General features: G+C 68.5%; 27 protein-coding genes and 2 pseudogenes. 13 read left to right on the top strand and 16 right to left on the bottom strand.

Annotated features, from left to right (window positions below):
- From queC to CPCC7001_RS09425, 3 genes are read left to right on the top strand one after another with little or no spacing between them, the layout of a single operon-like run.
- Positions 1 to 678, top strand: coding sequence for a 7-cyano-7-deazaguanine synthase QueC (queC, locus tag CPCC7001_RS09415; RefSeq protein WP_006911108.1), 678 nt, complete (start codon positions 1 to 3; stop codon positions 676 to 678).
- Positions 675 to 2,099, top strand: a complete 1,425-nt coding sequence (locus CPCC7001_RS09420; RefSeq protein ID WP_006909969.1) for an anthranilate synthase component I family protein — start codon at positions 675 to 677, stop codon at positions 2,097 to 2,099. Before queC ends, CPCC7001_RS09420 begins: the two co-directional genes overlap by 4 nt.
- Positions 2,096 to 2,938, top strand: a complete 843-nt coding sequence (locus CPCC7001_RS09425; RefSeq protein WP_006911589.1) for an aminotransferase class IV — start codon at positions 2,096 to 2,098, stop codon at positions 2,936 to 2,938. Before CPCC7001_RS09420 ends, CPCC7001_RS09425 begins: the two co-directional genes overlap by 4 nt.
- A gap of 18 nt (positions 2,939 to 2,956) precedes the next feature.
- On the opposite strand, the gene urtE is transcribed toward CPCC7001_RS09425, so the two are convergent.
- The 8 genes and pseudogenes from urtE to ureE form a co-directional block, all read right to left on the bottom strand.
- Positions 2,957 to 3,709 (bottom strand): urea ABC transporter ATP-binding subunit UrtE, encoded by a 753-nt coding sequence (urtE, locus tag CPCC7001_RS09430; RefSeq protein ID WP_006911737.1) that lies wholly within the window; start codon positions 3,707 to 3,709, stop codon positions 2,957 to 2,959.
- Positions 3,710 to 3,720: 11 nt separating this feature from the next.
- Entirely contained in the window at positions 3,721 to 4,482 is a 762-nt protein-coding gene (gene urtD / locus CPCC7001_RS09435) for an urea ABC transporter ATP-binding protein UrtD (protein ID WP_006909124.1), read from the bottom strand.
- On the bottom strand, positions 4,479 to 5,606 hold the full coding sequence (urtC, locus tag CPCC7001_RS09440) for an urea ABC transporter permease subunit UrtC (RefSeq protein ID WP_006909921.1): 1,128 nt from the start codon (positions 5,604 to 5,606) through the stop codon (positions 4,479 to 4,481). The genes urtD and urtC overlap by 4 nt, the downstream gene beginning before the upstream one ends.
- Positions 5,607 to 5,609: 3 nt before the next feature.
- A complete protein-coding gene (locus CPCC7001_RS09445; RefSeq protein WP_006911142.1) occupies positions 5,610 to 6,767 on the bottom strand; it encodes an urea ABC transporter permease subunit UrtB in 1,158 nt (385 codons plus the stop codon).
- 208 nt (positions 6,768 to 6,975) lie between these two features.
- Positions 6,976 to 8,267 (bottom strand): annotated as a pseudogene (gene urtA / locus CPCC7001_RS09450) (urea ABC transporter substrate-binding protein).
- 250 nt (positions 8,268 to 8,517) lie between these two features.
- Positions 8,518 to 9,126: pseudogene (gene ureG / locus CPCC7001_RS09455) on the bottom strand (urease accessory protein UreG).
- An 8-nt stretch (positions 9,127 to 9,134) separates the two neighbouring features.
- Positions 9,135 to 9,776, bottom strand: a complete 642-nt coding sequence (locus tag CPCC7001_RS09460; protein WP_006911425.1) for an urease accessory protein UreF — start codon at positions 9,774 to 9,776, stop codon at positions 9,135 to 9,137.
- Positions 9,766 to 10,284, bottom strand: a complete 519-nt coding sequence (ureE, locus tag CPCC7001_RS09465) for an urease accessory protein UreE (protein ID WP_006911745.1) — start codon at positions 10,282 to 10,284, stop codon at positions 9,766 to 9,768. Before ureE ends, CPCC7001_RS09460 begins: the two co-directional genes overlap by 11 nt.
- 188 nt (positions 10,285 to 10,472) lie before the next feature.
- Between ureE and CPCC7001_RS09470 the strand changes: the two genes are divergently transcribed.
- The 7 genes from CPCC7001_RS09470 (at position 10,473) to CPCC7001_RS09500 (ending at position 17,144) form a co-directional block, all read left to right on the top strand.
- Entirely contained in the window at positions 10,473 to 11,216 is a 744-nt protein-coding gene (locus tag CPCC7001_RS09470) for an urease accessory protein UreD (RefSeq protein WP_006910951.1), read from the top strand.
- Positions 11,217 to 11,341: 125 nt separating this feature from the next.
- Positions 11,342 to 11,644, top strand: coding sequence for an urease subunit gamma (locus CPCC7001_RS09475; protein ID WP_043369866.1), 303 nt, complete (start codon positions 11,342 to 11,344; stop codon positions 11,642 to 11,644).
- A 34-nt stretch (positions 11,645 to 11,678) separates the two neighbouring features.
- On the top strand, positions 11,679 to 11,996 hold the full coding sequence (locus tag CPCC7001_RS09480; protein WP_006909782.1) for an urease subunit beta: 318 nt from the start codon (positions 11,679 to 11,681) through the stop codon (positions 11,994 to 11,996).
- Between the two features lie 67 nt (positions 11,997 to 12,063).
- Positions 12,064 to 13,773: an urease subunit alpha gene (ureC, locus tag CPCC7001_RS09485; RefSeq protein WP_006910083.1), complete on the top strand. Its 1,710-nt coding sequence runs from the start codon at positions 12,064 to 12,066 to the stop codon at positions 13,771 to 13,773.
- 85 nt (positions 13,774 to 13,858) lie between these two features.
- Positions 13,859 to 15,316: a circularly permuted type 2 ATP-grasp protein gene (locus CPCC7001_RS09490; RefSeq protein ID WP_006910147.1), complete on the top strand. Its 1,458-nt coding sequence runs from the start codon at positions 13,859 to 13,861 to the stop codon at positions 15,314 to 15,316.
- Entirely contained in the window at positions 15,316 to 16,299 is a 984-nt protein-coding gene (locus tag CPCC7001_RS09495; protein ID WP_006911476.1) for an alpha-E domain-containing protein, read from the top strand. The genes CPCC7001_RS09490 and CPCC7001_RS09495 overlap by 1 nt, the downstream gene beginning before the upstream one ends.
- Positions 16,284 to 17,144 (top strand): transglutaminase family protein, encoded by an 861-nt coding sequence (locus CPCC7001_RS09500; RefSeq protein WP_006911456.1) that lies wholly within the window; start codon positions 16,284 to 16,286, stop codon positions 17,142 to 17,144. The genes CPCC7001_RS09495 and CPCC7001_RS09500 overlap by 16 nt, the downstream gene beginning before the upstream one ends.
- Here CPCC7001_RS09500 and CPCC7001_RS09505 read toward each other — a convergent pair.
- Positions 17,134 to 17,610 carry a hypothetical protein gene (locus tag CPCC7001_RS09505; RefSeq protein ID WP_043369868.1) on the bottom strand — a complete coding sequence of 159 codons (477 nt, stop codon included), beginning with the start codon at positions 17,608 to 17,610 and terminating at the stop codon, positions 17,134 to 17,136. The genes CPCC7001_RS09500 and CPCC7001_RS09505 overlap by 11 nt on opposite strands.
- Positions 17,611 to 18,005: 395 nt before the next feature.
- Between CPCC7001_RS09505 and cynS the strand changes: the two genes are divergently transcribed.
- Positions 18,006 to 18,473, top strand: a complete 468-nt coding sequence (gene cynS / locus CPCC7001_RS09510; protein ID WP_071778295.1) for a cyanase — start codon at positions 18,006 to 18,008, stop codon at positions 18,471 to 18,473.
- Between the two features lie 195 nt (positions 18,474 to 18,668).
- Here the strand turns inward: cynS and CPCC7001_RS09515 are convergent, their stop codons facing one another.
- From CPCC7001_RS09515 to CPCC7001_RS14835, 4 genes are all read right to left on the bottom strand, one after another.
- The gene (locus tag CPCC7001_RS09515; RefSeq protein WP_043368898.1) at positions 18,669 to 19,550 is read right to left on the bottom strand and encodes a formate/nitrite transporter family protein; all 882 of its coding nucleotides are present in this window, start codon (positions 19,548 to 19,550) and stop codon (positions 18,669 to 18,671) included.
- A gap of 714 nt (positions 19,551 to 20,264) precedes the next feature.
- Positions 20,265 to 20,489 (bottom strand): hypothetical protein, encoded by a 225-nt coding sequence (locus CPCC7001_RS09520; RefSeq protein ID WP_006910317.1) that lies wholly within the window; start codon positions 20,487 to 20,489, stop codon positions 20,265 to 20,267.
- 110 nt (positions 20,490 to 20,599) lie between these two features.
- Positions 20,600 to 21,403 carry a uroporphyrinogen-III C-methyltransferase gene (cobA, locus tag CPCC7001_RS09525; protein WP_006909570.1) on the bottom strand — a complete coding sequence of 268 codons (804 nt, stop codon included), beginning with the start codon at positions 21,401 to 21,403 and terminating at the stop codon, positions 20,600 to 20,602.
- A complete protein-coding gene (locus CPCC7001_RS14835) occupies positions 21,400 to 22,785 on the bottom strand; it encodes a CbiX/SirB N-terminal domain-containing protein (protein WP_050757103.1) in 1,386 nt (461 codons plus the stop codon). Before CPCC7001_RS14835 ends, cobA begins: the two co-directional genes overlap by 4 nt.
- 41 nt (positions 22,786 to 22,826) lie before the next feature.
- Between CPCC7001_RS14835 and CPCC7001_RS09535 the strand changes: the two genes are divergently transcribed.
- A complete protein-coding gene (locus CPCC7001_RS09535; protein ID WP_156796740.1) occupies positions 22,827 to 23,243 on the top strand; it encodes a hypothetical protein in 417 nt (138 codons plus the stop codon).
- Here CPCC7001_RS09535 and CPCC7001_RS09540 read toward each other — a convergent pair.
- From CPCC7001_RS09540 to CPCC7001_RS15195, 3 genes are all read right to left on the bottom strand, one after another.
- On the bottom strand, positions 23,185 to 24,756 hold the full coding sequence (locus tag CPCC7001_RS09540; protein WP_006911675.1) for a ferredoxin--nitrite reductase: 1,572 nt from the start codon (positions 24,754 to 24,756) through the stop codon (positions 23,185 to 23,187). The genes CPCC7001_RS09535 and CPCC7001_RS09540 overlap by 59 nt on opposite strands.
- A 212-nt stretch (positions 24,757 to 24,968) precedes the next feature.
- Positions 24,969 to 25,175 carry a hypothetical protein gene (locus CPCC7001_RS09545; protein WP_006910862.1) on the bottom strand — a complete coding sequence of 69 codons (207 nt, stop codon included), beginning with the start codon at positions 25,173 to 25,175 and terminating at the stop codon, positions 24,969 to 24,971.
- 30 nt (positions 25,176 to 25,205) lie between these two features.
- Positions 25,206 to 25,355: a hypothetical protein gene (locus tag CPCC7001_RS15195; RefSeq protein ID WP_156796741.1), complete on the bottom strand. Its 150-nt coding sequence runs from the start codon at positions 25,353 to 25,355 to the stop codon at positions 25,206 to 25,208.
- Positions 25,356 to 25,617: 262 nt separating this feature from the next.
- Between CPCC7001_RS15195 and CPCC7001_RS09550 the strand changes: the two genes are divergently transcribed.
- Entirely contained in the window at positions 25,618 to 26,736 is a 1,119-nt protein-coding gene (locus CPCC7001_RS09550) for an anthranilate phosphoribosyltransferase family protein (RefSeq protein WP_083782620.1), read from the top strand.
- Positions 26,737 to 26,742 lie beyond the last annotated feature (6 nt).

Below are 26,742 nucleotides of genomic sequence, written 5' to 3' on the forward strand. Positions count from 1 at the left end.
ATGGCCACCACTCCCCCCACCACGATCGCGCTGCTCTCGGGCGGACTGGACTCCGCCACGGCCGCCGCCCTGGCCATCGAGGCTGGCCACCGGGTGATCGGCCTCTCCTTCGACTACGGCCAGCGCCACCGCCGGGAGCTCCTGGCGGCCAACGCCATCGCCGGGGCGCTGAACCTGGCGGAACACCACACCATCGCGGTGAACCTGGCGGCCTGGGGTGGGTCGGCCCTCACCGACCCCGCCCTGCCGGTGCCCCAGGACGGGACCGCCGAGGGAGTGATCCCCAGCACCTACGTGCCGGGTCGCAACACGGTGTTCATCGCCCTGGGGCTGAGCCTGGCCGAGGCCCGCGGCGCCGGTCGGCTGGTGCTGGGGGTGAATGCCGTGGACTACTCGGGCTACCCCGACTGCCGGCCCGACTATCTGGAGGCCTTCCAGACCCTGGCCGACCTGGCCAGCAAGGCCGGCCGCGAGGGGCGCGGGGTGCGCCTGTGGGCGCCGCTGGTGCAGTGGAGCAAGACCCGGATCGTGACCGAGGCCCTGCGACTGGGTGTGCCGATCGCCAGCACCTCGAGCTGCTACAGCGGCGGTGATCGGCCCTGTGGCGTCTGCGACAGCTGCCGCATCCGGGATGCGGCCCTGATCGAAGCGGGGCGGGCCGATCTGGTGGGTCGATGAGGGCTTCGGTGCGGCCCTGGGAGCCGGAACCGCCGGGCCCGCCCATGCCGGAGCCGCCGCCAGCCTCACCGCCACTGCTGCACCGGCCGCTTCCATGGCGCCCTCCGGAGCAGGTGGTGGAGCGTCTGGTGGGCGCCCTGGGCGCCGAGGGCCTGGTGTGGCTCGACAGCCAGGGGGCCACCGATTCGCCCCTGGCCGGTCGGAGCTTCCTGGCGGTGGCTCCGGCGGAGCAGCGCTGCTGCCATGGACTGCCGGGCGATCCCGGCGCCCGCGATCCCTTCGCGCTGCTGGCGGAGCTGGCGCTTCAGGCGAGGACCGAGGGGGACACCTGGCTGGGTTGGCTCAGCTACGAGGCGGGGGCCTGGGTGGAACCCGCCGAGCACTGGCGGCGCCCGGACATGGCCGTGCTCTGGGCCGTGCGGGCCGACCCCCTGGTAGTGATCGACCGAAGACGGGAGCGGCTGGAACTGCAGGGGCGGAACCCCACCAGCCTCGCCCGCTTCGCCGCCCTGCTGGAAACGCCGGCCGACCCCGCACCCCCCTGGCCTGCCCGCCTGGCGGCGCCACGGGACGGCTGGCGGTGGCACACCGACCGCCGGCAGTTCGCCGACCAGGTGCGCCAGGTGCAGGCCTTGATCGCTGGCGGCGATCTCTTCCAGGCCAACCTCACGGCCTGCTGCGAACAGCTGCTGCCTGAGGGTCCCAGCGCCGAAGCCCTGGTGGCCCTCCACCTGCGGCTGCGCCGCCATTGCCCGGCGCCGTTCGGTGGTCTGGCCATCGGCCGCGCCGGGGGCGGAGCCCCCCTCCAGGCCGTGCTGTCCACCTCCCCGGAGCGGTTTCTGCAGCTGATGCCGACGGGCCTGGTGCAGACCCGGCCGATCAAGGGCACCCGGCCCCGCCACGGCGAACCGGAAACCGACGCGGAGGCCGCCGCCGCACTGATCACCAGTGCCAAGGACCGCGCCGAGAACGTGATGATCGTGGATCTGCTGCGCAACGACCTTGGCCGGGTCTGCAGGCCCGGCTCGATCCGGGTTCCCCAGCTCGTGGGGCTGGAGAGCTATCCCCAGGTGCACCACCTCACCTCGGTGGTGGAGGGAGAGCTGGCGGCGGGGCAGGACGTGGTGACGCTGCTGAAGGCCTGCTGGCCCGGCGGCTCGATCACCGGAGCCCCGAAGGTGCGGGCCTGCGCCCGCCTCAACGCCCTGGAGCCGGTGCCGCGGGGGCCCTACTGCGGCTCCCTGTTCCGGCTGGGACCGGACGGCAGCCTGGACAGCAACATCCTGATCCGCTCGCTGCTGGTGCGGGGAGCCCGCCTGCGGGCCCACGCCGGCTGCGGGATCGTGGCCGACTCCGATCCGGACGATGAAGCCGAGGAGATGGGCTGGAAACTGGATCCACTGCTCGACGCCCTGGCATGAGCAGCGCCAGAGCCATCGCCTGGATCGGGACGCCGGAGGGGCCTGAACGCTGGGGACCGCCAGGCGACCTGGGCGTGCCGCTGCACGACCGGGGGCTGCTGCTCGCCGATGGGCTGTTCGAGACGCTGTGGGTGGAGGCTGGCCGGGCCCAGCTGCTGCGGCAGCACCTCGAGCGCTGGCACCAGGGCGCCGCCCTGCTGGGGATGGAGGCTCCACCCACCCAGGCGCAACTGGAACCCACGATCGCCACCGCCATCCGCCGCAGCGGCGGGATCAACGCGGCCCTGCGCCTGAACTGGAGTCGGGGCGAGGCCGGGGCTGGGGCCAGCCGCGGTCTGGCGATCCCGGCCGCCTGCCGGCACCGCTGCTGGCTGGTGCTCAGCCCGGCCGAGGCCTGCTTCACCCCGGTGCGCACGATCGTAAGCCCCACCGAACGCCGCTGCAGCACCAGCCTGCTGAGCCGGTGCAAGACCTTCGCCTACGGCAGCGCCATCCAGGCGCGCCGCCAGGCCGAAGCCGCCGGCGCTCACGACGCCCTGCTGGCCAGCAGCAGCGGGGGCCTCAGCTGCGGCACCGCCGCCAATCTCCTGGTGCTCCGTGGCGGCCGGTGGCTGACGCCACCGCTCTCCAGTGGCTGTCTGCCCGGTGTGATGCGGGGGCAGGCCCTCGCTCTGGGCATCGCCGAGGAAGCTCCCCTGGGCGTCGAGGATCTGCTCGCGAGCCAGGGAGCTCTGCTGCTGAACAGCCTGGGCTGCCGCCCCATCGAACAGCTGCAGGACCAGCGCCTGCCGCCGGTGGACGGAGCCGAACGGTTCTGGAGGGCCCTGCTGGACGGTTGAGCCTCGGGCCCAGGGAACTCAGACGCTCAGGAAACGCTCCACCACATCCTTGCTCAGCTCAGCGGTGGGGCCACTGGCCACCACCCCACCCTTCTGCATCGCGTAGTACCAGTCGGCCTGGCGCACGAAGTGCAGGTGCTGCTCCACCAGCAACACGCTCACGCCGGTGGTGGCGATGATCCGGCGCACGGCCCGCTCGATGTCGAGCACCACCGACGGCTGAATGCCCTCGGTGGGCTCATCCAGCAGCAGCAGCTTCGGCTTGCCGAGCAGGGCCCGGGCAATGGCGAGCTGCTGCTGCTGACCCCCGGAGAGGTCGCCCCCCTGGCGGTTGAGAAACTTCTCGAGCACGGGAAACAGCTCGAACACCACCGGGTCGATGTGGCGGTTGCGGCCCAGGCCGCCCGGCAGCGCTTCCAGCCCCAGCAGTAGATTCTCACGCACCGTGAGGCGCGGAATGATCTCCCGCCCCTGGGGCACGTAGGCGATGCCGCTGCGAGCCCGCCCGTGGGGCGGCAGGGCGGAGATGTCGCGCCCCTGCAGCTCCACGCGCCCGCTGCGCTGACGCAGCAGGCCCACCACGGTCTTGAGCAGGGTGGTCTTGCCGACGCCGTTGCGCCCGATCAGACACACCATCTGGCCGGAGCGCACGCTCAGATCCACACTGCGGAGGATGTGGCTCTCGCCGTAGTACACATTGAGGCCCTGAACTTCGAGCACCGTGTCGGTGACGGGATCGGGCGCTTCCTGCAGGGGGCTGGTGACGGTCATCGGCTTGGAAGTCAGTTGAATTCACCCTCGGATTCGCTGCCGAGATACACCTCGATCACCCGCGGATCGCTCTGCACCTGATCCATGGTGCCCTCGCAGAGCACGTGGCCTTCATGGAGCACCGTGACCGGCGCCTGCAGATCGCGGATGAACTCCATGTCGTGCTCGATCACGAGCACGGTGTGATCCCCGGAGAGCTGCTTGAGCAGATCGGCCGTGAGCTTGGTTTCCTCGTCGGTGAGGCCGGCCACCGGCTCATCCACCAGCAGCAGCTGCGGATCCTGCGCCACCAGCATGGCGATTTCCAGCCACTGCTTCTGGCCGTGGGAGAGGCCCCCGGCCCGCTGGTTGGCATGGGGCTCGAGCCCCACCACCCCCAGGAGATGCTGCACCCGATCCCGGGCGGTGGAATCCAGCCGGCCGAAGAGCAGATCAAAGGGGGACGACCGCCGGCTCACGGCCAGCTCCAGATTGCGGCGCGGCGTGAGGTTCTGGTAGACGCGCGGGGTCTGGAACTTGCGCCCGATGCCCAGCCTGGCGATCTTGTGTTCGCTGATGCCCAGCAACGACTGACCACGAAAGTGGACATCTCCCCTTGTGGGTTTCACCTTGCCGGTGATCACATCGAGGAAGGTGGTCTTGCCGGCGCCGTTCGGGCCGATCACGGCGCGCAGTTCACCGGGAGCGAGGGCGAGGTTGAGGTCGCTGAGGGCCCAGAAGCCATCGAAGCTCACACTCACCCCGCGCAGTTCGAGCAGCGGTGACACGGTCATGACCCACCTCCTTGCAGGTCCTGCTTTTCGGCCTGCACTGCCGGATCGAGATCGAGGCTTGGGTAGGTGGGCGCCAGCGGCGGCCAGCCCACCATGGCCTGGAGATGGCGCGGACCTCCCTGACGCCACCAGCCCACCAACCCATCGGGCAGGGCGGTGACCACCAGCAGGAAGAGGCCGCCCTGGATGAACAGCCAGGTTTCAGGCAGCTGCTCGCTCACCAGGCTCTTGGCGTAGTTGATCAGGACGGCACCGAGAACGGCGCCGATCAACGTGCCCCGGCCGCCCACCGCCACCCAGATCACCATCTCGATCGAGAAGGGCACCGCCATGAACTGGGGCGAGATGATGCCGGACTGCACGGTGTAGAGGGCCCCGCTCACCCCGGCCAGGGCCCCGGCGATGGCGAACACCACGGTCTTGTAGGCCGTGGGGTTGTAGCCGGTGAAGCGCAGGCGCGGTTCGTCATCGCGGATGGCGATCAGCGCATCGCCGAAGCGCCCGCGGGTGAGCCAGCGGCACAGCAGCCAGGAGGCCACCACCAGCAGCAGGGTGACCCAGAACAGCCAACGCTGCATGCCGTCACTACCCACCAGCTGGCCGAAGATGCGGGCCGTGTCGGTCTTGAGGCCGTTGGTGCCGTTGATCAGCTTCTGCTGGCCGTTGAAGAAGTTGAAGAACACCAGGAGGGAGGCCTGGGTGAGGATCGAGAAATAGACCCCCTTGATGCGGTTGCGGAACACCAGGTAGCCCAGCACCCCGGCCACCAGGGCCGGCAGCACCCAGATGCAGAAGAAGGTGAACAGGGGTGAGCCGAACGGCTTCCAGAAGGCCGGCAGTTCCTGAACGCCGTAGAGGCCGAAGAACTCGGGCAGCTGGCCAGGCGCCAGGCTCTTGAGCTGGAGGTACATGCCGATGGCATAGCCCCCGAGGGCGAAGAAAATCCCCTGACCGAGACTGAGCATGCCGGTGAAGCCCCAGATCAGGTCGATCCCCAGGGCCACGATGCCGAGGGAGAGAAACCGGCCGAGCAGGTTGAGCCGGAAGGGCGGCAACACGGCCGGAAGGATGAGGCCGGCCGCGATGATCAGCAGCCAGGGCAACCATTGACGCAGGCGTGACATGGATCAGGCCTCCACCATGCGTCCCTTCTGCGGGAACAGGCCGGCTGGCCTGAACTGCAGGAACACCACGATCACGGCGAACACGAGCACCTTCGCCATCGAGGTGGTGGCGAAGAAGGTGACCAGGGCGTTGAGCCCCTCGGGCATGGCCGGCCACACCAGCAGCAGGGAACCCGAGCCGATCACGTAGCTGAGCACGCCGATCCCCAGCGCAGCCACCACGGTGCCGAGCAGCTTGCCCACCCCGCCGAGCACCACCACCATGAAGCAGTCCACGATGTAGTTGCCGCCCAGATTCGGGCCCACCGAGCCCAGCAGGGTGACAGCAACCCCTGCCACGCCGGCCAGGCCCGAGCCCACCAGGAAGGTGAGGGCGTCCACGGTTTCGGTGGGGATGCCGAGGCAATCGCTCATCGGCCGGTTCTGGGTCACGGCACGGATCCGGATCCCCCAGACACTCTTCTGGAGAAACCAGGTGACCGCCGCCAGTGACACGATCGTGAGGGCGATGATGAACAGCCGGGCCACCGGCATGGTGAGCGCCCCGACCTGCAGGGAACCGCGAAGCCACACCGGTGCGGTCACGTCGATGTTGCGGGCGCTGAACCAGGGCTGATCGAGCACCCTCACGCCGCCGAGCACACTGGCGAGCACCACACCGGCCAGCGTCGCCACGATCCAGCTGCCCACGCCCAGCAACGGTGTCCAGCGCTGCTGCCACCAGGAGCGGGGGGTGAGCTTGGGCACCAGCAGACCCACCGCCACCGCCACCACCAGGCCGATGGCGAAGGCGCTGCTCACCGAGCGCACGAACTGCTGCAGGATCAGGCTCACGCCCCAGGTGGCGAGCAGGGTTTCCAGCGGTCGGCCGTAGAGACGTCGGATCACCGTCTTCTCCAGCAGCAATCCGACCAGACCGCTCACCACGAAGGCGGCGGGGATCGCCAGGATGATGTACAGCGGGAAGAGGGCTTCCAGCGGGCCGTTCTTGAACAGGTTCTGCACCACGAAGGTGGTGTAGGCCCCGAGCATCATCAGCTCGCCATGGGCCATGTTGATCACGCCCATCAGGCCGAACACCACCGCCAGGCCGAGGGCGGCCAGCACCAGCACCGATCCGATGGCGAGGCCGTTGAAAAGGGTTTCGTTGAAGAGATCCATAGGCCCTCGCAGGGGCGCCCAGGGGAACAGAAAACAGCGCGGAGGCCTGGGTTTTCCGGATTCGGCATTCTGCGGGGAGCGCCGAAGTCAGGAGCAGGATTTCAGCGACACAAGTGACACATGAAAGGAAGGGGGAGTGGACTCCCCCTTCCGGCGCCGGAGCACCACCGGCCCATGGGCCGGTGGTGGGTCAGCGACGCCTGGCGGCTCACATCTTGAACTTGCCGGGATCGGGCACGTCGGTGCGGGTCCAGTCGCAGGTGTAGCCCTTGGTTTCGGGCACGAACTGGTTCCAGGCGATGGGCTTGATCACGCCCTTGTCCTCGACGATCTTGAACATGCCGTCGTTCTGCACCTCACCGATGAGCACGCGCTTCTCGACGTGGTGGTTGGGCTGCACGGTGACGGTGCCCTGGGGAGCGTCGAAGCTGACGCCGATCAGGGCTTCACGCACCTTGTTGTCGTCGATGCTGTTGGCCTTCTCCGCAGCAGCGGCCCACAGGTACACCATCATGTAGGCGGATTCCGCCGGGTCGTTGGTGACGCGGTTGTCGCCTACTTCTTCTTGAAGTTCTCGGTGAACTCCTTGGAAGCGGGAGTGTCAAGCGACTGGAAGAAGTTCCAGGCCGCGAAGGTGCCCTCGAGATACTCAGGACCGATGGCTGCCACTTCCTCCTCGGCGATCGAGAAGCTCATGATCGAGTAGCCGTTGGCCGGGGTGATCCCTGCCGCCTTCATCTGCTTGAAGAAGGCCACATTGCTGTCGCCGTTCAGGGTGTTGACGATCACACCGCCGTTGGGCAGAGCCTGCTTGATCTTGGAGATGATCGGAGCCACTTCCGTGTTGCCGAGCGGCAGGTAGTCCTCACCCACCACGTTGCCGCCCATCGCCTTGAGCTGCTCCTTCATGATGGTGTTGGCCGTACGTGGATACACGTAGTCGGAGCCCACCAGGAAGAAGTCCTTGCCCTTGTTCTTGAGCAGCCAGTCCACAGCGGGCTCGGCCTGCTGGTTGGGGGCAGCGCCGCTGTAGAAGATGTTCTTGGAGCACTCCTGCCCTTCGTACTGGATCGGGTAGAAGAGGAAGTGGTCCTTGGCCTCGAACACCGGCAGCATGGCCTTGCGGCTGGCGGAGGTCCAACCGCCGAACACCACGGCCACCTGATCCTGGTCGATCAGTTTCTTGGCCTTCTCGGCGAAGGTGGGCCAATCGGAGGCACCATCTTCCTCGACAGGGACGATCTTGAGCTTCTTGCCATCGATCGTGATGCCGCCCTTGGCATTGATCTCATCGATGGCCATCAACTCGGCTTCGGCCACCGTGTTCTCGGAGATGGCCATGGTGCCCGAGCGGGAATGAAGGATCCCGACCTTCACTTCACCGTCGAAATCCCCGGAGGCCTGATCGCCTCCTCCGCAGGCCACAAGGGTGAGGGAGGTGGCCAGAGCCGTGGCACCGCTGAACAGGCGCAGCGACGTCTTGCCCATGGCTTTGCCCATGAAGGAAGGGGTCATAGAAGCTCCTACGGAAGAACCGCCGAATGGTCCGCTGCGATTCAGCGGCATAGCGGACGGTATCCAGCGGGCAACCTTCGGCATGTAGCCGACGCCACACTTTGCCGGGCTGGTCAGTGGCACCTGACCCATCTCCTCCCCCGGGCGGACCCCTGGAAGCAGCCCGAGTGGAGCGCGCGGAAGCGGATCTCACGAACCCAGGCGAGGCATGGCCCCTGATGTTCAACGAATTGTGTTAATTCGTGACGACTGGCAATTGACGAAGCAGAAACGCCTCCACCGCTTCCAGCCCCTCGCCACTGCGCAGATTGGTGAAGCACTAGGGCCGTCCGGGGCGCATCCGCTCGGTATCGCGCTCCATCACCTCCAGGCTGGCGCCCACCATCGCGGCCAGGTCGATCTTGTTGATCACCAGCAGATCGGAACGGGTGATGCCCGGGCCACCCTTGCGGGGGATCTTGTCGCCGGCCGCCACATCGATCACGTAGATGCAGAGGTCCACCAGTTCAGGGCTGAAACTGGCGGCCAGGTTGTCGCCACCGCTCTCCACCAGCACAAGATCGAGATCGGGGAAGGCCTCCTCCAGCTCCTGCACGGCGGCCCGGTTGATCGAGCAGTCTTCACGGATGGCGGTGTGGGGACACCCCCCCGTTTCCACTCCCCGGATGCGTTCGGGCTCCAGAGCCCCCGCGCGGGTGAGGAACTGGGCATCCTCCTGGGTGTAGATGTCGTTGGTGACCACCGCCAGCTGCAGCTGCTGGCGCAGGCGGCGGCAGAGGGCCTCCACCAGGGCCGTCTTGCCGGAGCCCACCGGGCCGGCGACACCCACGCGCAGCTTGCTCATGGCTTCGCTCAGCTCCTGAACAACCGGGAGTAGAGCTCAGCATGGCGCAGCTGGGCGATCCCGGCCCCCACGCCCCCGTTCCAGAGCTGGCGCGGATCGGCCGCCGCCAGCTCCTCGGCCCGCGCGGCGATCAGGGGCGCCAGGGCCAGCTGCAGCCGCTGGGACTCGGTGGAGCCCAGGGGCACCAGGCGCACCGCAGCGCTCAGCTGGTTCGCCACCCAGCCATAGAGGTAGGCCTCCACCACATCCCTGGCCGGCAGCTCCAGGGCCCGGCCCGCCAGGGCGAAGGCCGCCGGCCAGGCCAGGTCGAGCCTGGGCATGTCGAATCCCAGATCGGCCAGCAGTCGCAGCAGCGATCCCCCCATCTGGCGCTGCTGGGCCCGCAGCTCGGGGGCCTCCCGCAGGGCCAGCAGCCAGCGGTCCCGGTCCCGGAGTTCCTGCGGCGGAGCCTCCATCAACACAGGCAGCCAGGCCGCCTCGATCGCCAGCACTCCGCGGTGGAGCTCAGCGTCCAGCCAGCGGGCCACGGCGGCGCCATCCCCGAGGCGGCCGGCCTGCACCAGGGCCTCCAGTCCCTCGGCATAGCTGAACGCGCCCACCGGCAGCGCCGGGCTGACGAGCTGGAACAGGCGGAGCCGCTCAATGCCCATGGAGGTGGACGTGGGGGTGGGCGTGGGTAGGCGCATGGGCTTGGGCGTAGGCCCCCGCCTCCGGCAGGAAGGGGGCCTCCACCGCCGTCACCGACAGGCCCCGGTGTTCGAGCAGTTGGGCCAGCACAGGATCCGCCAGCAGGCGCAGTTCGCCAGCCCGGATCTCCATCGCCACATGCCGGTTGCCGAGGTGGTAGGCCGCCTGCAACAGGCCGAGCTCCGAAGCCGCGGTGACCCGCAGCAGCGGCTCAAGGGCGGCCTCGATCCGTACCAGCGGCTCGGCAGCGGCTCCGCCCAGCAGTTCCCCCGGCCGGAGCGGCTCACCCCGCGGCAGCTGCAGCAGCAGCGAGCAACCGCAGACGCTCTGGCGCAGGCCCCGCAGCCGGGTGCGCTCCTCGGCGGTGAGGGCCAGGCTGAGGGTCGCCGCTCCACCGGCCCGCTCCCCCAGCCTGCGGGTGAGGAGCAGGGGGCCAGAGGCTGGCGCATCTGGCGTGGCGGCGGGGATCATGGCCGGAGGACGCGGACGGGACGATCTCCAGCATCACAGGGAATCCCCCGTGGCATGGCGAGGCCAGGCTGGCATTCCGCCGCGGGGGTGACGACCAGGAGGGGGGCACGATCCACCAGGGGGAAACCAGCGCACCGCTCAAGCTCCAGCGGGCCTTTCCCCAGGCCGACGGCCGCTGCGAGCTGCCGGTGCTGCACACCGCCGGCGGCCTGGTGGGTGGCGATCGCCTCAGCATCACCGCCAACCTCGACACCGGCAGCCGGGCGCTGCTCACCAGCGTGGCCGCCCAGAAGATCTACGGCTCCATCGGGCGCTGCCGGGAAGCCCCGGCGGGCCGCTGGGCCCAGCAGCACCTGCAGTTCAACCTGGCGGAGGGGTCCGACCTGGAGTGGCTTCCCCAGGAGCTCGTGCTCTATGCCGATGGGCTGTTCGAGCAGCACTGCCAGGTGGAGCTGGCTGCGGGAGCCTCCTTTCTGGGGTGCGACGTGGTGCGCCTGGGGCGTACGGCGGCCGGGGAGGGGCTCGGTTCGGGCCGCTGGCGTTCGGCCCTCGAGATCCGGCGGCGGCAGAACGGGGCGAGCGACTGGGTGCTGGCGGACCGCACGGAACTGGCGGACGGCGGCCTGGCGGGGGAGCACGGCCTGGCGGGGGCCCCGGTCTACGGCTCCCTGGTGTGGGCGGCGCCGGAACCCCTGGCCCCTGGCGCCCTGGCAGCCCTGCTGGCGGAGTGCCGCCAGGACCGGGCCGGCCTCGAGGGTGAGATGGCCTGCGGTGCACTGGAGCCAGGCCTGGTGGCCCGTTACCGGGGCCCCTCCAGCCAGGCGGCCCGCTACTGGTTCACGCGGATCTGGGCCCGGATCCGCCAGGTGAGGGGGCTGGCGACACCTGAGCTGCCCCGGGTGTGGCCCTTCCAGGAGCGGCCGCTGGGCTGAGCGGCCCGGAACCGTCCGGCCTGGAAACGTCCGGCCTGGAAACGTCCAGCCAGAACCGGGCGCAGGCCCTGAAGACTGTCAGAGTGGCGCTGCAGTGGACCCTGCAGCTTTCCACTCCCGCAGCCATGCACCTCAGCCCCCAGGAGAAGGACAAGCTCCTGATCGTGACCGCAGCGCTGCTGGCCGAGCGCCGCCTCCAGCGCGGCGTCAAGCTCAACCATCCCGAGGCCGTGGCCTGGCTCAGCTTTCTGGTGCTGGAGGGCGCCCGCGACGGCAGGACCGTGGCCGAGCTGATGGGCGAGGGCACCACCTGGCTGCGCCGCGATCAGGTGATGGAAGGGGTGCCCGAACTGGTGCAGGAGGTGCAGATCGAGGCCGTGTTTCCCGATGGCACCAAGCTGGTGACGCTGCACGACCCGATCCGCTGAGCCCCGTTCCCCCAACGGCCCCCGCCCGTTTCCCATGGCCCCCTTCATCCCCGGCGAACTGATCCCGGAACCCGGCGAGCTCGAACTCAACGCTGGCCGGCCCGTCACCACCTTGCTGGTGGCCAACAGCGGGGACCGGCCGGTGCAGGTGGGCTCCCACTTCCACTTCCAGGAGGCCAACGACGCTTTGCAGTTCGACCGCGACGCCGCCCGGGGCCTGCGCCTCGACATCCCGGCCGGCACGGCGATCCGCTTCGAACCGGGGGACAGCCGGGAGGTGAACCTGGTGCCCTTCGCCGGTCAGCGCCGCGTGGTGGGCTTCAACGGCCTGGTGAACGGCCCTCTGGACTGACGACGCTTCGACCCCGCGGCCAGCCGGCCCGCCCCCAGCCTTCCCGCCACCACCAGCGCCACCCCCCATGCCCTACAGGATCTCCCGCCGCGCCTACGCCGAGACCTACGGCCCCACCAGCGGCGACCGCCTGCGGCTGGCGGACACGGAGCTGATCCTGGAGGTGGAGAAGGATTTCACCGTCTACGGCGACGAGGTGAAGTTCGGCGGCGGCAAGGTGATCCGCGACGGCATGGGTCAGGCCCAGACCACCCGCGCCGACGGTGCCGTGGACACGGTGATCACCAACGCCCTGATCCTCGACTGGTGGGGGATCGTGAAGGCCGACATCGGCCTGCGGGACGGGCGCATCGTGGCGATCGGCAAGGCGGGCAACCCCGACACCCAGGAGGGGGTGACGATCGTGGTGGGCCCCGGCACCGAGGCGATCGCCGGCGAGGGGCACATCCTGACCGCCGGCGCCATCGACACCCACATCCACTTCATCTGCCCCCAGCAGATCGAAACGGCCCTGGCCTCCGGGGTCACCACCCTGCTGGGGGGCGGCACGGGCCCGGCCACCGGCACCAATGCCACCACCTGCACCCCCGGGGCGTTCCACATCGGCCGCATGCTCCAGGCCGCCGAAGGCCTGCCGGTGAACCTGGGGTTCTTCGGCAAGGGCAACGCCTCCACGCCCGAGGCCCTCGAGGAGCAGGTGCGCGCCGGTGCCTGCGGCCTCAAGCTCCACGAGGACTGGGGCACCACCCCGGCCGCGATCGACTGCTGCCTCACGGTGGCCGACCGCTTCGACGTGCAGGTCTGCATCCACACCGACACCCTCAACGAAGCGGGCTTCGTGGAGGACACGATCCGGGCCATCGGCGGCCGCACGATCCACACCTTCCACACCGAGGGGGCCGGCGGCGGCCATGCGCCCGACATCATCCGCATCTGCGGCGAGGCCCACGTGCTGCCCAGCAGCACCAACCCCACCCGGCCCTACACCCGCAACACGCTCGAGGAACACCTCGACATGCTGATGGTGTGCCACCACCTCGACCCCCGCATTCCGGAGGACGTGGCCTTCGCCGAATCCCGCATCCGCCGCGAGACGATCGCCGCCGAGGACATCCTCCACGACCTGGGCGCCTTCTCGATCATCGCCAGCGACTCCCAGGCCATGGGCCGGGTGGGCGAGGTGATCACCCGCACCTTCCAGACCGCCCACAAGATGAAGGTGCAGCGGGGCGCCCTGCCGGAGGACAGCGCCCGCAACGACAACACCCGCCTCAAGCGCTACATCGCCAAGGTGACGATCAACCCGGCCATCGCCCACGGCCTCGACAGCCAGGTGGGTTCGGTGGAGGTGGGCAAGCTGGCCGACCTGGTGCTCTGGAAGCCGGGCTTCTTCGGCGTGAAGCCGGAGCTGGTGATCAAGGGAGGCTCGATCGTGTGGGCCCAGATGGGTGACGCCAACGCCTCGATCCCCACCCCCGGCCCGGTGCACGGCCGGCCGATGTTCGGCGCCTTCGGCAAGGCCCTGGCCCCCAGTTGTCTGACGTTCGTGAGCCAGGAGTGCCTCGAGGCCGACCTTCCCCGCCAGCTGGGGCTGGAGCGCCGTTGCGTGCCGGTGGTGAACACCCGCGGCATCGGCAAGGCCGCGATGCGCAACAACAGTGCTCTGCCCAAGGTGGAGGTGGACCCCCAGACCTACGAGGTGTTCGCCGATGGGGAACTGCTCACCTGCGAACCCGCCGAGGTGCTGCCGATGGCCCAGCGCTATTTCCTGCTCTGAGGGGCTGGTTGGAGGCTTCCGTAGCAACCCACACCGGCCACCCTCCAGACGGCTGCCCATGATTGGAACAGCCAGCCGGCCAGGCATGTTCACCGACTACAAGCCCAACCGCGGCTACGACGAGTACTTCAGTGCCGCCGACGAACCGCGCCGCGCCCTCAGCCCCCTGCTCTCGTCCCTGGGGCAGCTGGGGCTGGAGGAGCTGAACCGCAACCATGCGGCCGCCGGCATGCTGCTCAAACGCCTGGGGGCCACCTTCCGGCTCAACGGTTCCGACAACCGCGGCGTGGAGCGCATCCTGCCGTTCGACCCCCTGCCACGGCTGATCGGCTCGAGCGAATGGCAGCGGCTCGAGCAGGGGCTGGTGCAGCGCCTCGAGGCCATCGATCAGTTCCTGGGCGACATCTACAGCGACCGGCTGATCGTGCGGGACGGCATCGTGCCCGTGGGGGATCTGGAGAGCTCCCAGGGTTGGAGGCCGCAGATGCAGGGGTTCCGCCCCCCCCTGGGCAAGTGGTGCCACATCTCCGGCCTGGACCTGATCCGCGACGGCCAGGGCACCTGGCGGGTGCTGGAGGACAACCTGCGCTGCCCCTCCGGGGTGGCGTACTTCCTGGAGAACCGGCGGGTGATGAAGCGGATGTTCCCCAGCCTGTTCTCGGCCCGCACGGTGCAGCCGATCGACGACTACCCCTCCCACCTGCTGCAGAGCCTGCGGGAGCTCGCCCCCTGGACCGAACGGCCCACGGTGGTGCTGCTCACGCCCGGGGTGTTCAACAGCGCCTACTTCGAGCACAGCTACCTGGCCCAGCAGATGGGCATCCAGCTGGTGGAGGGGCGTGATCTCATCTGCCACGACGATCGGGTGTGGATGCGCAGCACCAGCGGCCTGGAGCCGGTGGATGTGATCTACCGCCGCATCGACGACGACTTCCTCGATCCCGCCGTCTTCCGCAGCGACTCCATGCTCGGCGTCCGGGGCCTGATGGAGGCCTACCGCGCCGGCCGGGTGGCGATCGCCAACGCTCCCGGCACCGGGGTGGCCGACGACAAGCTGATCTACGCCTACGTGCCCGAGATGATCCGCTACTACCTCGGCGAGGAGCCGATCATCGAGAACGTGCCCACCTACCTCTGCTCCCGCGACGAGGACCGGGCCTATGTGCTCGAACATCTGCCGGAGCTGGTGGTGAAGGCGGTGGCGGAAGCAGGCGGTTACGGCATGCTCATCGGCCCCCACGCCGGCGCGGAGGAGATCGCCGACTTCGCCCGCCGGATCGAGGCCAACCCCCGCAACTACATCGCCCAGCCCACGCTGGAGTTGTCCACGGTTCCTTCCCTGAGTGAGGGAGAGCTCTTCCCCTGCCATGTGGATCTGCGGCCCTATGTGCTGCGTGGCAAGGGCGCCTGGGTGAGCCCCGGCGGTCTCACCCGCGTGGCCCTGCGGCGCGGCTCCCTGGTGGTGAACTCCTCCCAGGGCGGCGGCTGCAAGGACACCTGGATCGTGAGCGAGCCCCATGAGGCCGACCAGGGAGTGGCCTGATGCTGAGCCGTGTGGCCGAATCGCTCTACTGGATCAACCGCTATGTGGAGCGGGCCGAGAACATCTCCCGTTTCGTGGAGGTGAGCGAGGCGATGGCGCTCGACTGCCCCCCCGGCAGCGCCGAACCCTGGCTACCCCTGATCGATGCGAACGGCGACCGCGAGCTGTTCGACCGGCTCTACCCCCAGGGCCAGCCCATGGACGTGGTGGAGTTCCTGGTGCGCGCCGAGGACAACCCCAACAGCGTGGCCAACTGCATCGCGATCGCCCGGGAGAACGCCCGCCAGATCCGGGAGGTGATCACCACCGAGATGTGGGAGCAGCTCAACGACATCTACTGGACGCTGCAGGAAAACGAGGGCTTCTGGCACCAGCCACCCCAGGAGCAGCTGCGCGACATCCGGCGGGCCTGCCAGCTGTTCTATGGCATCACCGACTCCACCTTGAGCCGGGACCTCTCCTGGCAGTTCAGCCGTCTGGGCCGACTGCTGGAGCGGGCGGACAAGACCACCCGCATCCTCGATGTGAAGTACTTCCTGCTGCTGCCTTCTCCCGATGAGGTGGGGGGCGTTCTGGATGAGCTGCAGTGGATCTCCCTGCTCCGCAGCGCCGGGGCCTACCAGATGTTCCGCCAGTCGCGGCAGCAGGCGATCGAACCCCGCGCCGTGGCCGCCTTTTTGCTGCTGGATCCCATCTTTCCACGCTCGGTGCGCTACTGCCTGGAGCGGATCCAGGAGACCCTGCGCATCGTGCAGGGGCGGGCAGTGCCTGGCGCCCCTGACGAACTGGAATGCCTCAGCGGCCTCACCCTGGCCCGCTGGAGCTACACCCGGATCAACGATCTGATCGCCGTGGGCCTGCACGAAGCGATCGATGCGCTTCAGACCGACCTCAACCGGCTGCACACCCTCATCGAGCAGCGCTACTTCGTCGCCCCCACCCTCGAGTCCCAGAGTGCTGATCCGGCATGCGTGCCCGCCTGACGCACTCGTTCACCTACAGCTATACCGCGCCGGTGTTGCTGGGGGCCCATCGCTTCTGCCTCAAACCCCGGGGGCATGGCTTTCAGACCCTGGTGGACTTCAACCTGGCCATCGACCCGGCGCCCAGCTGCCTCTATCCGCTGGTGGCCGCCAGTGGGGATGAAATCCTGCGGGCCCGCTTCGAGGGAAGCACCGACAGCTTCCTGGTGTGTGCCACCAGCACCGTGGACACCCGGACGGCGCCGAGCCTGGAGGTGTGCCTGGAGGCGAACGAACCGCTGCTGCCCTATCCGGTGGGCCGGCTCAACGGCGATCTGATGGGCTCCCTGCAGGGATGGCTGCCCAATGGCCAGCACGATCCGGCGGCGGTGGACATGGCCCAGGAAGCCCTGATGGGGAGCGATCAGCGGGCCCTGATGTTCCTGGACCAGCTGGTGGAGATGATTCAGGACCGGGTCAAGTACACCCAGCGCCACGTGGGTCCGGCCTGGCCGGCCGGTCGCACCCTCAAGGAACGGGTGGGATCGTGCCGGGATCTGGCCATGCTGATGGTGGAGGCCTGCCGCTGCGTGGGGCTGCCGGCCCGGTTCGTGAGCGGCTACCACCTGGTGGACCCTGCTCCTCGGCACTACGACCTCCACGCCTGGGCTGAGGTGTACCTGCCGGGAGCCGGCTGGCGTGGTTTCGACCCCAGTGGCAAGGGGGCGATCGACGAGCGCTACATCACCCTGGCCACGTCCTCCAAACCCGAACTCACAGCCGCCATCACCGGCAGCTTCTCCGGGCCGGTGGGCGTGAGCAGCGACTTCACCTGGGACATCCAGGCGGAGATCGTCACCAGTTGAGGCCGTGCAGCTTCGGCAGGGGCGCCGTCCTGGAGGTGGTGGCGAACAGCCGCGGGATCCGTTGGCTGTTGTACACGCGGAACTCCCGCACCACGCTGGCGCCTTCGTCGCGCACCGCCTGGTTCAGCACCACCGAGCCGTTGGGGTCGGACACCGAGCGGTGGAAGGTGCCGGGAGGAATGCGCAGGATGTCTCCGCCGGTCTCCAGCCGCACGATGTGGAACGGGTAGTTCCAGCCGAAGTTCACCAGGTAGAAGGTGCGGCCGCCGTGCAGGGCCAGCAGGTTGTCCTCCTGGTGGGGATGCAGATAGAACTGCCAGGCCCCCGTCTCGGCGTCATCCGGTGGGGAGATGGCGGGTCCGGAATGGATCACCAAGTCACGGGCGTTCGAGGCAGCCACCGTGATGTCGAAGAAGCGCACGGCAGGTGTATCCCGGAACTTCTCGTACGGGATCAGCTCGAACATCGGCGCCGGCTTGGGCGAGGTGGCGACCATGGCGGTCGGTGCTGGGGAGCACCGGAACGGGGTTAACCAGTGAACCGAACCGGCAGGCCCGGTCAACGTGATCACCACTACCGAATCGGCAAACCACGGTGCGGTTTCTGCAGTGGCTGGAACGGCTGTCGCCACGAGACCGATGCCGTGGGGCGCAGGAGACTGGGGGCGCGCTGGTGCGGTTGCGGTTGCCCCGGCATGGACGGCCGCACCTGAAACGCTCAGAGCAGCGCACTCTCCCGTAGCATCGACGACACGAAAGTAGGAGCCTCAGCGAGAGAATGAGAGAGTCGCATCTCGCGACCTAAAGAGCAGAAACCATGGCCTGTTTCTGTGCTCTTGTCCTATGACGAATCTCTCGATCCATGGCAGCATCATCCACGCCGGGCGCAGCGACGTCTGCATTGACCGCCACCCTCATGGCCGCCAAGAAGGCCAAGAATCTGAGCTTTTCAGACCTGGAAACATCGCTTGGCCGCGATGAGGTCTGGATTGCCTCGTTGTTCTATGGTCAGGCCACAGCTTCCCCTGAGGAAGCCACGAAACTGGCAGAGCTGCTGGGCCTCGATGCGGAGACGACCGCCGCACTGCAGACCTACCCCACCAAGGGATGTCTGGACCCGGTGATTCCCACTGATCCGCTGATCTATCGCTTCTACGAGATCATGCAGGTGTACGGGATGCCCCTGAAGGATGTGATCCAGGAAAAGTTCGGCGACGGCATCATGAGCGCCATCGACTTCACCCTCGACGTCGAAAAGATTGATGATCCGGCCGGAGCCCGCGTTCAGGTGATCATGTGCGGCAAATTCCTGCCCTACAAGAAGTGGTGATCCGGCGATCCTGCTGACCCACCCAACTTGTCGTCACTGCCCGCTCCCGCGTCATGCGCGAGTGGGCATTTTTTATGCACCACGACGGATGGTCCACGTGATCCGCGCCGCGCCATGAAAAATCCCCGGTCGAAGACAGGGGATCGCCGCAGGGGGCTGAATGGAGACCTGTGCCGGGGATGGGGCCGTTAGGGATCAGCGGGCGCCGAGCTCGGCAGCCAGCTCCCGCTCCAGTTTCTCGTCGTGAACGGGTGGCAGCACATCACTCATGGTCGAGCGGTGAGTGCTGTAGAAGAGCATGCCGATGAACACCATCCCACCCACGATGTTGCCCGCGGTGACAGGAAGATAATTCCAGAAGACCACCGTGCCCAGACTCACACCGGAGCCCAGCAGGGGGCCAGTGGTGTGCAGGAACATGTTCACCACGATGTGCTCCATGCCGAGGGCCTGGAAAGCCGTGATCGGCAGCCAGCAAGCAAGGATCTTGCCAGGCACACTCTTGCTCACGAGAGCCAGGGTGACCCCAAGGCACACCAGCCAGTTGGCGATCAGACCCCGCAGGAAAGCCAGGAAGAACCCGAGCGCTCCCAGGTTCTGGTATTTCACGATCGTGTTGGCCTTGTTCAGGCCAATGATCTTGTTGGCCACAGCGACCCAGTCACCTGTTCCGGTTGCCAGGTCTGCCGTGCCACCACTCGTGAGGCTGATGGCAAAAAGAATCCCCACAAGGCCGGTGCCAAGGAAATTGCCGATCCACACCCACATCCAGTTCCGGAAGGTCTTCCCCCAGGTGGTTTTGCCGGCCCACACCGCCATGGGCAGGAGGGCGAAGTTTCCTGTCACCAACTCCATGCCGAACAGCACGATGCTGGCGAAACCGAACGGGAAGATCAAGGATCCGATCCAGGGAAGTCCCGTCTGGTGCATGATCGTGAGAGCCAGGCAGAGGGCCAGGCCCAAAGCCGAACCGGAGTAAAAACCTCTCAGCAGCAGATTCTTGATGCTGACATGAGCTTTCTTACCGCCGGCGGCAATCATGCCGTCGACAAGCTCGTTGGGTAAGACGTAATCCATGGTGAAGACGAGGCCCGGAGAAAAAGAACGTGGAGGTGGGTTGGACTCAGCGGCTGAATTTGTTGATCAGCGCGCTGAACCTGTCCTGCTGTCCTGCTGATTGGGTGGCAGCTGGGATGTCCTTGCCCAGAGCGCTGAACCAGTTCACGAAACGGGACACCGGGTCGGAAGCGGAAGGAATCGGCAACGTTGAGCGAACCATGGGGGATCGTGGTGGTGGGGACTGGGCTTTGGATGGCAGAGGGCTGCAATTGCGCTGTGCTTGAACACTCAACACAACGTCAACACTCCGCCGATGGAGACACGCAAGCTGATGCAGCCGCAGGCCAGTGGTGGCGCGACAACCAGCGAACCTGCGCCAAGGTGAGGCACAGAGTTGCATTCCCATTGCAGCCGCACAGGTTCTCGCCTGCTCGTGAGCCCAGCGAAGAACCTCAAGACGAGCTGCCCTGCTGTAGGTGGGCAGGATCAGCAGCGCCCGAGCGACCGAAAGACTGGATTCAGCTGGTGGACATCGAGGGCAAGGCCCCCAGGCGCAAAGAAGTGTCCAGCAGCTGTCCGCTTTGGGGCGGAAAGATTGGATTCAGCGAGAGCTGAATCTCACGAATGAATTAACGCATCACGCGCTGATGCAGCCTGTATCCCGTGTTACCGATACACCCAACCGGCGAGAGCTTCCTCACCAGGGAGTGTCTGAATGGCTGATAAAGGCCCTCAGGTGGTGCGCCCGATTTCACCCCACATGCGCATTGCGCCGGCTCGCAGCATGTCCAGCACCTGACGCATGGCCCGCCAGTCGCGATCCAGCGGAGTCACCGGCGGGCCCGAGCTCCGGGAGGCTCGGGGGTCGGGGCGACGTCCACTGCCCAGGCGGTTGGCGGGGGCAGCGCTGCCGCCCCGTTGCCGGGTGGAGCGGGGAATCGAACCGGGAAGGGGCATCGGAATCGCGCTGGAACAGAGTCCCACCTCACCAGATCGCTCGGCGCGGCCAGGTGTCGCTCACTACCGAAGGGCTCCCGGCAACGATGACGCGCAGGAACGCCAGCGGTTCAGAACGGAATCGGCATTTCGGCGTCGGCCGGCACGGGGGCGCAGGCCTCGACCCGCTCGGCCACCATCGCCCCCACCACCACGATCGACGGCGACGAGAAGGCTTCCCGCTCCACCCGCTCGGCCAGGCTGCCCAGCTCGGCCACCAGGCTGCGCTGGCCCCGCACCGTTCCCTGCTGGATCACCGCCGCCGGCGTGGAGGGCTCCAGGCCGCCAGCCATCAGCTCCTGACAGATCCGCTCCAGGTTGTGCAGGCCCATGTAGATCACCAGACCGTCGCTGCTGCGCGCCAGGCCCTGCCAGTTCACGCCGGGGCGGGCCTTGTCGATCTCCTCATGGCCGGTCACGAAGGTGACGCTGGAGCCGGCGCGGCGGTGGGTCACGGGAATGCCGGCATAGGCCGGCGCCGCGATGCCGGAGGTGACACCGGGAACCACCTCCACCGGAATGCCGTGCTGGGCAAGGTGGGCCGCCTCTTCCCCGCCGCGACCGAACAGGAAGGGGTCACCGCCCTTGAGCCGCACGATCGTGCGGTGGCTGGCGGCGAGCTCCACCAGCACCGCATTGGTGCTGGGCTGGGGAACGGAATGGTGACCCCGGCGCTTGCCGACGAAACGGCGTTCGCAGTGGCTGGGCACGAGGTCGAGCAGGGCCTTGGGCACCAGGGAGTCATAGACCAGGGCATCGCACTGGCGCAGCAGCCGGTGGGCCTTGAGGGTGAGCAGCTCCGGATCCCCAGGCCCCGCACCCACCAGGTAGACCCTGCCGCGCGTGGCTGCACCGGGCTGGGGGGATGCGCTCATGGCAGGGCGGCGAGCAGGTCCAGCAGGCAGTCCCGAACGCGTGGACGTTGCAGCAACGCCGGGCCGCACCGCGGCGGCAGCGCCTCGGTGAGCCGGTTGGTGGCCAGCACCAGCGGCAGGGCGGCGGGCTGATCAGGGGACCGCAGCAAGGCCAGCTGCTCCTCGGAGTCCGCCGCACTGTATGGAGTGGCAAGACCCCGGACCGCACAGTGGCGCTCCAGATGGGCCAGATAGCGCGCCCCGACGGCGCTGTTGAGGGGGTGGTGCAGCAGCAGGGGTCTGGAGCGGCCGTTACCTCCACCACGGCCGCCGTCGGCGGCCGCCAGCGCAGCCGCCTCGTCCCGAAGCGCCTGCTGCCACAGGCGCCACGCACCGAGGAACGGCAACCTCAGCACCGGTCCGCTGGCGCGCCAGGCGCCGGCGAGATCCGGCATATCGCTGCACACGTGGCCGCCCGGCAGCAGCAACAGGGGGATGAGGGTGAGCGGGCGCCCCCCTGCTGCGGCCCTCAGGGGGCCCGGATCCGGTGGGGCTGCCGCGGTGAGGCCGTGGAGCGCCACGGGGACGCCGCGACGGGCTTCCAGCTCGGCCCGGAGCCGCTCCAGCTCCGGAGGGATGATGCCGCCGCTGCGGCCATGCACAACGAGCACCAGGGGCTGGGCGGGCAGGGCCGCCAGCCGCCGCAGACGGCGCGCCTGAACGGCGGGATCGAGCCGCGGTCCATCCAGCAGCGCCAGATCGCGCCGGGCCCCAGGCAGCCGGGCCAGCAGATCCACCGCCGAGCCGGCCAGCCCGCCGTCGAGGTCGGCGGCAAGGCTGCGCAGCAGGGGCCTGAGCCGCGCCAGGGGCCAGCTCGGCAGGCCGAGAGCGAGGCCCTCAAGGGCAGCGCGGCGACACGGGGTCGCATGGGGGCCGAGCACCCAGCGGCGCAGCAGCGGGAAATCAACCGGCTCGCGCTGATGGCCCAGCAGGGGCAGCAACCAGCGCACCCGCTCCGGCGGTCCATCCTCCAGGGCACGGCGCAACTGGGCGGCGAAGGTGGGATCCCGCCACTGGCCGATCTGCTGCAGCAGGGCCGGATCGGCCTGCGGCGTGGCCAGCCACCAGGCCAGCAGCCGCCCAGCGGCCGTCCTGTCCACATGGGGCGCCAGGGCCGCCATCAGGTCGGGCTCCGGCTGGATCTGGCCCGTCTCGATCGCCGCGAGCCAGGGCTCGAGCAGCAGGGAGGTGGTGCGCCGCAGGCGCTGGAGCCAGGGCCAGCGGTCTCGCGAGCCCGGCGGCGGCAGGCTGGAGGGATGAAGCTCCTGAGGGGTCGTCAGCTGGATCCCCTCAACGGTGGCGACCGATACGTTTGGTGAGGCGGGGTCGCAACGGTCGGCCATCGGCTGTAGCAAGGAGTACGGATTCGACTCGGGCGATGGCGATGGACACCACCACACGTGACTCAGGCAACCAACGGCCCCGGGTGGGACGCATCGATGCCGCCAGGTTGGCAGCGGTCAAGGAGCAACAGATTCTGGTGACTCTGGTGCAGCAACTGGCCGAGGCCCAGTTCCGCCGGGCGGACCAGCCGCGAAGCCAGCGCCTCTGGCAGGAACTGGCCCAGTTGCAGCTGGAGCCCGAGCGCGCCACCCACCTGCTCTACGCGGGCGTGGACCTGGAGGATCGGCAGGCGCTGCTGGAGCTGGACAGCCGCTGGTGTGCCGAGCAGGCCAGCGCGGCACGCCGGCGCTGGCAGGCACCGGCGTGGCTGGGTGGCAGCCGGCGCCCTGGCCGCGGGCTCAGGCCGCAGCGGCCTTCCGGCGTGCACCGAAGCGCTCGACCAGCAGTTGCTCGATGACATCGGGTAACTCGTCGAGCGGCACACCCTTGTCGTGGAGTTCGGCCAGCCGCGGTTCGGCCCCCATGGAGCCCCCCAGGAAGATCTTGGCCGCCTCCACCATCTGGCCGTCCTTGCGCGTCTTCGCCCCCATCAGGCCGATCTGGCCCATGTAGGGCTGGCCGCAGGCATTTGGACACCCCGTCCAGTGGGTGCGCACGGCATGGGGCAGCTCCACCCGCCGCTCCAGCTCCTCCACCAGCGCCTGGGCCGTTCCTTTGGTGGGAATGAGGGCGAAGCTGCAGTAGGCATTGCCCGTGCAGCTCACCGCCTCGGCCTGGAGCGGACCGGGGGCGGGGCGGAACCGTTGCAGCAGGGGTTCCCCTTCCAGCTCCTGCCGCTGCCCCACCGGCACCCCCGGGATGAGCACGTTCTGGGCCTCGGTGAGGCGGAGCTCGCCGCTGCCGAAACGCCGCGCCAGATCGGCCAGGTCGAACATGGTGGGGGCGTCGAGCCGCCCCATGGGCACATGCAGGCCCATCCAGGCCAGACCCTCCTGCTTCTGGGGATTCCAGCCGAGGCCATCCCGGGGAGCCCGGTTCACCAGGTGGCCGCCATCGTGGGGCTGCACCCGCGCCAGGGCCTCAGGCCCGGCCAACTCGCCGTAGAGCCCGAGCACGGCGTCCCGATAGGCCTCGAGCCCAAGGGCGTCGATGAGGTACATCAGGCGGCTCTTGTTCCGCTGCTGGCGGTTGCCGGACCGCTCGAAGTGGAGCAGCACCGCCAGGGAGAAATCCGGCAGCTGGTCGGCCTCCAGCCAGAGCCCCAGGGGAATGGCCAGCTCGTTGCGCTGGGCCGAGAAGAAGCCGCCCACCATCACGGTGAAGCCCAGCCTGCCGTTGTGATGGGCCGGCAGGAAGGCCAGGTCGTTGTGCAGCAGGAAGCTGTCGGGGGCTCCCCCCACGGCCACGTTGAACTTGCGGGGGAGGTTGCGGGGGCCGTCGGCCTGGAACAGTCGCGCCTGGATGGCCTGCACCAGCGGACGGGTGTCGACGATCTCCTCGGGATCGATCCCGGCCAGGGGATTGCCCGTGATGTTGCGGGGGTTGTCGTGGCCGGACTGGCGGCTGGTGAGGCCCAGCCGCTCCATCGCCTCCAGCAACGGTGGCATGTCCTCGAACAGCAGGCCCCGCAGCTGCAGGTTCTGGCGGGTGGTGATGTCGGCGCTGCCGTAGTCACCGCAGCGGTCGACGGCCTCCGCCAGCAACTCCAGTTGATCGGCGTTGATCACGCCGTTGGCGAGCCGCAGCCGCAGCATGAAACGGCCGGGCGTCACCGGCCTGAAGAAGATCCCGAGCCACTTGAGCCGGATGGTGAGCGTGGCTTCATCCAGCGACTCCCAGCCCTCGCCGGCGAGCTCCGCCAGCCGGGGCCGTAGCTCGAGGCCGCAGAGGTCGGCTTTCGCCTGTTCGACCTTGGAGAGCCCGGCCGCGGAGTCGTCGGCTGCCGGGGCAGGGATTGGAGCTGAACTCATGACGTGGGGGCGACACACGGACACAGGCCTGAGCAGCGCCGCCAGGGCAGCGAGGCTTGAGGCTTTCAAGGCGCCGGCTGGTCTTGGGAACAGAAAGACCTGAGCTGCCGGCAGACGCCAATGAGGGGTGCGTCGCCTGGAAGGCCATCGTGACGGCCCGCGTCCAATTGGTGTGTCGTGACCGTTACGGACCGGCCAAACGGCCAAACCGCTCAGCGCTCGCCCAGGGCGCTCCAGAGCGCGGCCGGATGGGCCAGAACCGGTTCGGGACCCTTGGTCGCACCGACTGAGGCGGATGGCCGAGGCAGGCCCCGCAGGAGCTGCACGCCCAGGGATCCGACCACGAACATCCCCAGGAAGGCCAGGGCAATGCCGACGGGCGACGTGACCCGCTGGGAGGACTGAAGCGGAAGGGCCATGGCGATGCCATCACAGGGCTCCCGCCAGTATCAGAGGCCGATCTCGGGGCCGGATTGCGGGCTCCAGGCCTCCAGCGGTGCCCGGGCGCCTGGAACAGTGAGGCTGGACGCCTGCAGATCCACGGCCAACAGGCCATGCAGAACACCGAGCAGAAGCCCGCAGCCGGCTGCAAATCTCATCAGGCGTGGCGTCAGGACCAGGACTTTCCCTGGGCCAGCACCCCCTCGAATGCAGCCGTTGGTACCGAAGCCGAGGCCGGCCGGCCGCGGGATCGGCCTTTAGGAAGTGTTTGGTATTGCTTGATACTTCTTTGGCTGCAGCTGTGGCGTTCGTTGGAGCACCGGGTGCCGCACAGGCGCCTCCAGGGGCCATGAGGGGAGGGAGCACCATGGACAATGAACACTGGCCAGCAGCCGCTGCCGGACCATTTCCCTGCCCTTGATGGCGCTTTCCGCCGGCACCCCCATCGACGCGGTCCCAGGGTTGGACCGTGAACGGCAGCCCCAGGCCCCGGCCGGGCTGAGCGGCAGGGAGCGGTTCAAGCACTACATCCAGAAGGTGGGCAGCGGGGAGCACACCAGCCGGGGCCTCAGCCGCGCCGAGGCCCACGACGCCCTCGCCCTCATGCTGCGGGACGAGGCCACACCGGCCCAGATCGGCGCCTTCCTGATCGCCCACCGCATCCGGCGGCCCGAGCCCCAGGAACTGGCGGGCATGCTCGACCTCTACCGGGAGCTCGGTCCCTGCCTCAGCAGCGCCACCCCGGCCGTGTGCTTCGGCATGCCCTTCGACGGCCGCACCCGCACCGCTCCGCTCTACCCACTCACGGCGCTGACCCTGGCGGCGGCAGGCCTTCCGGTGGTGCTGCAGGGAGGGGCCCGCATGCCCGTGAAATACGGCGTGACGGCCATGGAACTGTTCAGCTCTCTTGGACTCGTGCTGCAGGGGCTGCCCCTGGAGGCGGTGCAGCGGGGCCTCGACAGCCAGCGCCTCGCCCTCATCCACCTGCCGGACCACTTCCCCCTCGCCGACCGCCTCACCCCGATCCGGGACGACCTGGGCAAGCGGCCGCCGGTCGCCAGCCTCGAACTGCTCTGGACCGCCCACCGCAGTCCCCACCTGCTGGTGAGCGGCTTCGTTCATCCGCCCACCGAGAGCCGTGCCTGGAAAGCCCTGGAGCTGGCCGGGGAAACAGCAGTGATCACGGTGAAGGGGCTGGAGGGCAGCACCGACCTGCCGATCAGCCGCGCCTGCATCACGGCGAAGGCCCGGGGGGGCACTGGGGAACGCGTCATTCTTCACCCGCGGGACCTGGGCTGCTACGGCGTCGACGAGCTCTGGCAGGACCTCGACAGCTGGAGGGAGCAGGCCCTCGCCGCCCTTGGAGGTCAGGGCCCGTTGGCAACGGCGCTGACCTGGAATGCGGGGGCCTACCTCTGGTTTGCGGGCGTGAGCGCCAGCCTGGAGGAAGGGCTGTCCAGGACACGGCAGCTGGTGCAGACGGGTGCAGTGCTGGGCCAGCTCCGCGAGATGATCGCCTGGAGAGCAGCCGCCGGCTGATGGCCG

The sequence above is a fragment of the Cyanobium sp. PCC 7001 genome (assembly GCF_000155635.1).
Lineage (GTDB): Bacteria > Cyanobacteriota > Cyanobacteriia > PCC-6307 > Cyanobiaceae > NIES-981.

Coding starts and splice junctions, on each gene's coding strand:
- ureC (WP_006910083.1), top strand. CDS start 12,064: ATGCCCTACAGGATCTCCCGCCGCGCCTACGCCGAGACCTACGGCCCC.
- CPCC7001_RS09540 (WP_006911675.1), bottom strand. CDS start 24,756: ATGAGTTCAGCTCCAATCCCTGCCCCGGCAGCCGACGACTCCGCGGCC.
- CPCC7001_RS09535 (WP_156796740.1), top strand. CDS start 22,827: ATGGACACCACCACACGTGACTCAGGCAACCAACGGCCCCGGGTGGGA.
- CPCC7001_RS09445 (WP_006911142.1), bottom strand. CDS start 6,767: ATGGATCTCTTCAACGAAACCCTTTTCAACGGCCTCGCCATCGGATCG.
- CPCC7001_RS09490 (WP_006910147.1), top strand. CDS start 13,859: ATGTTCACCGACTACAAGCCCAACCGCGGCTACGACGAGTACTTCAGT.
- ureE (WP_006911745.1), bottom strand. CDS start 10,284: ATGATCCCCGCCGCCACGCCAGATGCGCCAGCCTCTGGCCCCCTGCTC.
- CPCC7001_RS09425 (WP_006911589.1), top strand. CDS start 2,096: ATGAGCAGCGCCAGAGCCATCGCCTGGATCGGGACGCCGGAGGGGCCT.
- CPCC7001_RS09550 (WP_083782620.1), top strand. CDS start 25,618: ATGGCGCTTTCCGCCGGCACCCCCATCGACGCGGTCCCAGGGTTGGAC.
- CPCC7001_RS09495 (WP_006911476.1), top strand. CDS start 15,316: ATGCTGAGCCGTGTGGCCGAATCGCTCTACTGGATCAACCGCTATGTG.
- CPCC7001_RS09505 (WP_043369868.1), bottom strand. CDS start 17,610: ATGTTCGAGCTGATCCCGTACGAGAAGTTCCGGGATACACCTGCCGTG.
- urtD (WP_006909124.1), bottom strand. CDS start 4,482: ATGACCGTGTCACCGCTGCTCGAACTGCGCGGGGTGAGTGTGAGCTTC.
- CPCC7001_RS09520 (WP_006910317.1), bottom strand. CDS start 20,489: ATGCCCCTTCCCGGTTCGATTCCCCGCTCCACCCGGCAACGGGGCGGC.
- CPCC7001_RS09500 (WP_006911456.1), top strand. CDS start 16,284: ATGCGTGCCCGCCTGACGCACTCGTTCACCTACAGCTATACCGCGCCG.
- urtE (WP_006911737.1), bottom strand. CDS start 3,709: ATGACCGTCACCAGCCCCCTGCAGGAAGCGCCCGATCCCGTCACCGAC.
- CPCC7001_RS09460 (WP_006911425.1), bottom strand. CDS start 9,776: ATGGGCATTGAGCGGCTCCGCCTGTTCCAGCTCGTCAGCCCGGCGCTG.
- urtC (WP_006909921.1), bottom strand. CDS start 5,606: ATGTCACGCCTGCGTCAATGGTTGCCCTGGCTGCTGATCATCGCGGCC.
- CPCC7001_RS14835 (WP_050757103.1), bottom strand. CDS start 22,785: ATGGCCGACCGTTGCGACCCCGCCTCACCAAACGTATCGGTCGCCACC.
- cynS (WP_071778295.1), top strand. CDS start 18,006: ATGGCAGCATCATCCACGCCGGGCGCAGCGACGTCTGCATTGACCGCC.
- cobA (WP_006909570.1), bottom strand. CDS start 21,403: ATGAGCGCATCCCCCCAGCCCGGTGCAGCCACGCGCGGCAGGGTCTAC.
- CPCC7001_RS15195 (WP_156796741.1), bottom strand. CDS start 25,355: ATGAGATTTGCAGCCGGCTGCGGGCTTCTGCTCGGTGTTCTGCATGGC.
- CPCC7001_RS09515 (WP_043368898.1), bottom strand. CDS start 19,550: ATGGATTACGTCTTACCCAACGAGCTTGTCGACGGCATGATTGCCGCC.
- CPCC7001_RS09420 (WP_006909969.1), top strand. CDS start 675: ATGAGGGCTTCGGTGCGGCCCTGGGAGCCGGAACCGCCGGGCCCGCCC.
- CPCC7001_RS09545 (WP_006910862.1), bottom strand. CDS start 25,175: ATGGCCCTTCCGCTTCAGTCCTCCCAGCGGGTCACGTCGCCCGTCGGC.
- CPCC7001_RS09475 (WP_043369866.1), top strand. CDS start 11,342: ATGCACCTCAGCCCCCAGGAGAAGGACAAGCTCCTGATCGTGACCGCA.
- CPCC7001_RS09480 (WP_006909782.1), top strand. CDS start 11,679: ATGGCCCCCTTCATCCCCGGCGAACTGATCCCGGAACCCGGCGAGCTC.
- queC (WP_006911108.1), top strand. CDS start 1: ATGGCCACCACTCCCCCCACCACGATCGCGCTGCTCTCGGGCGGACTG.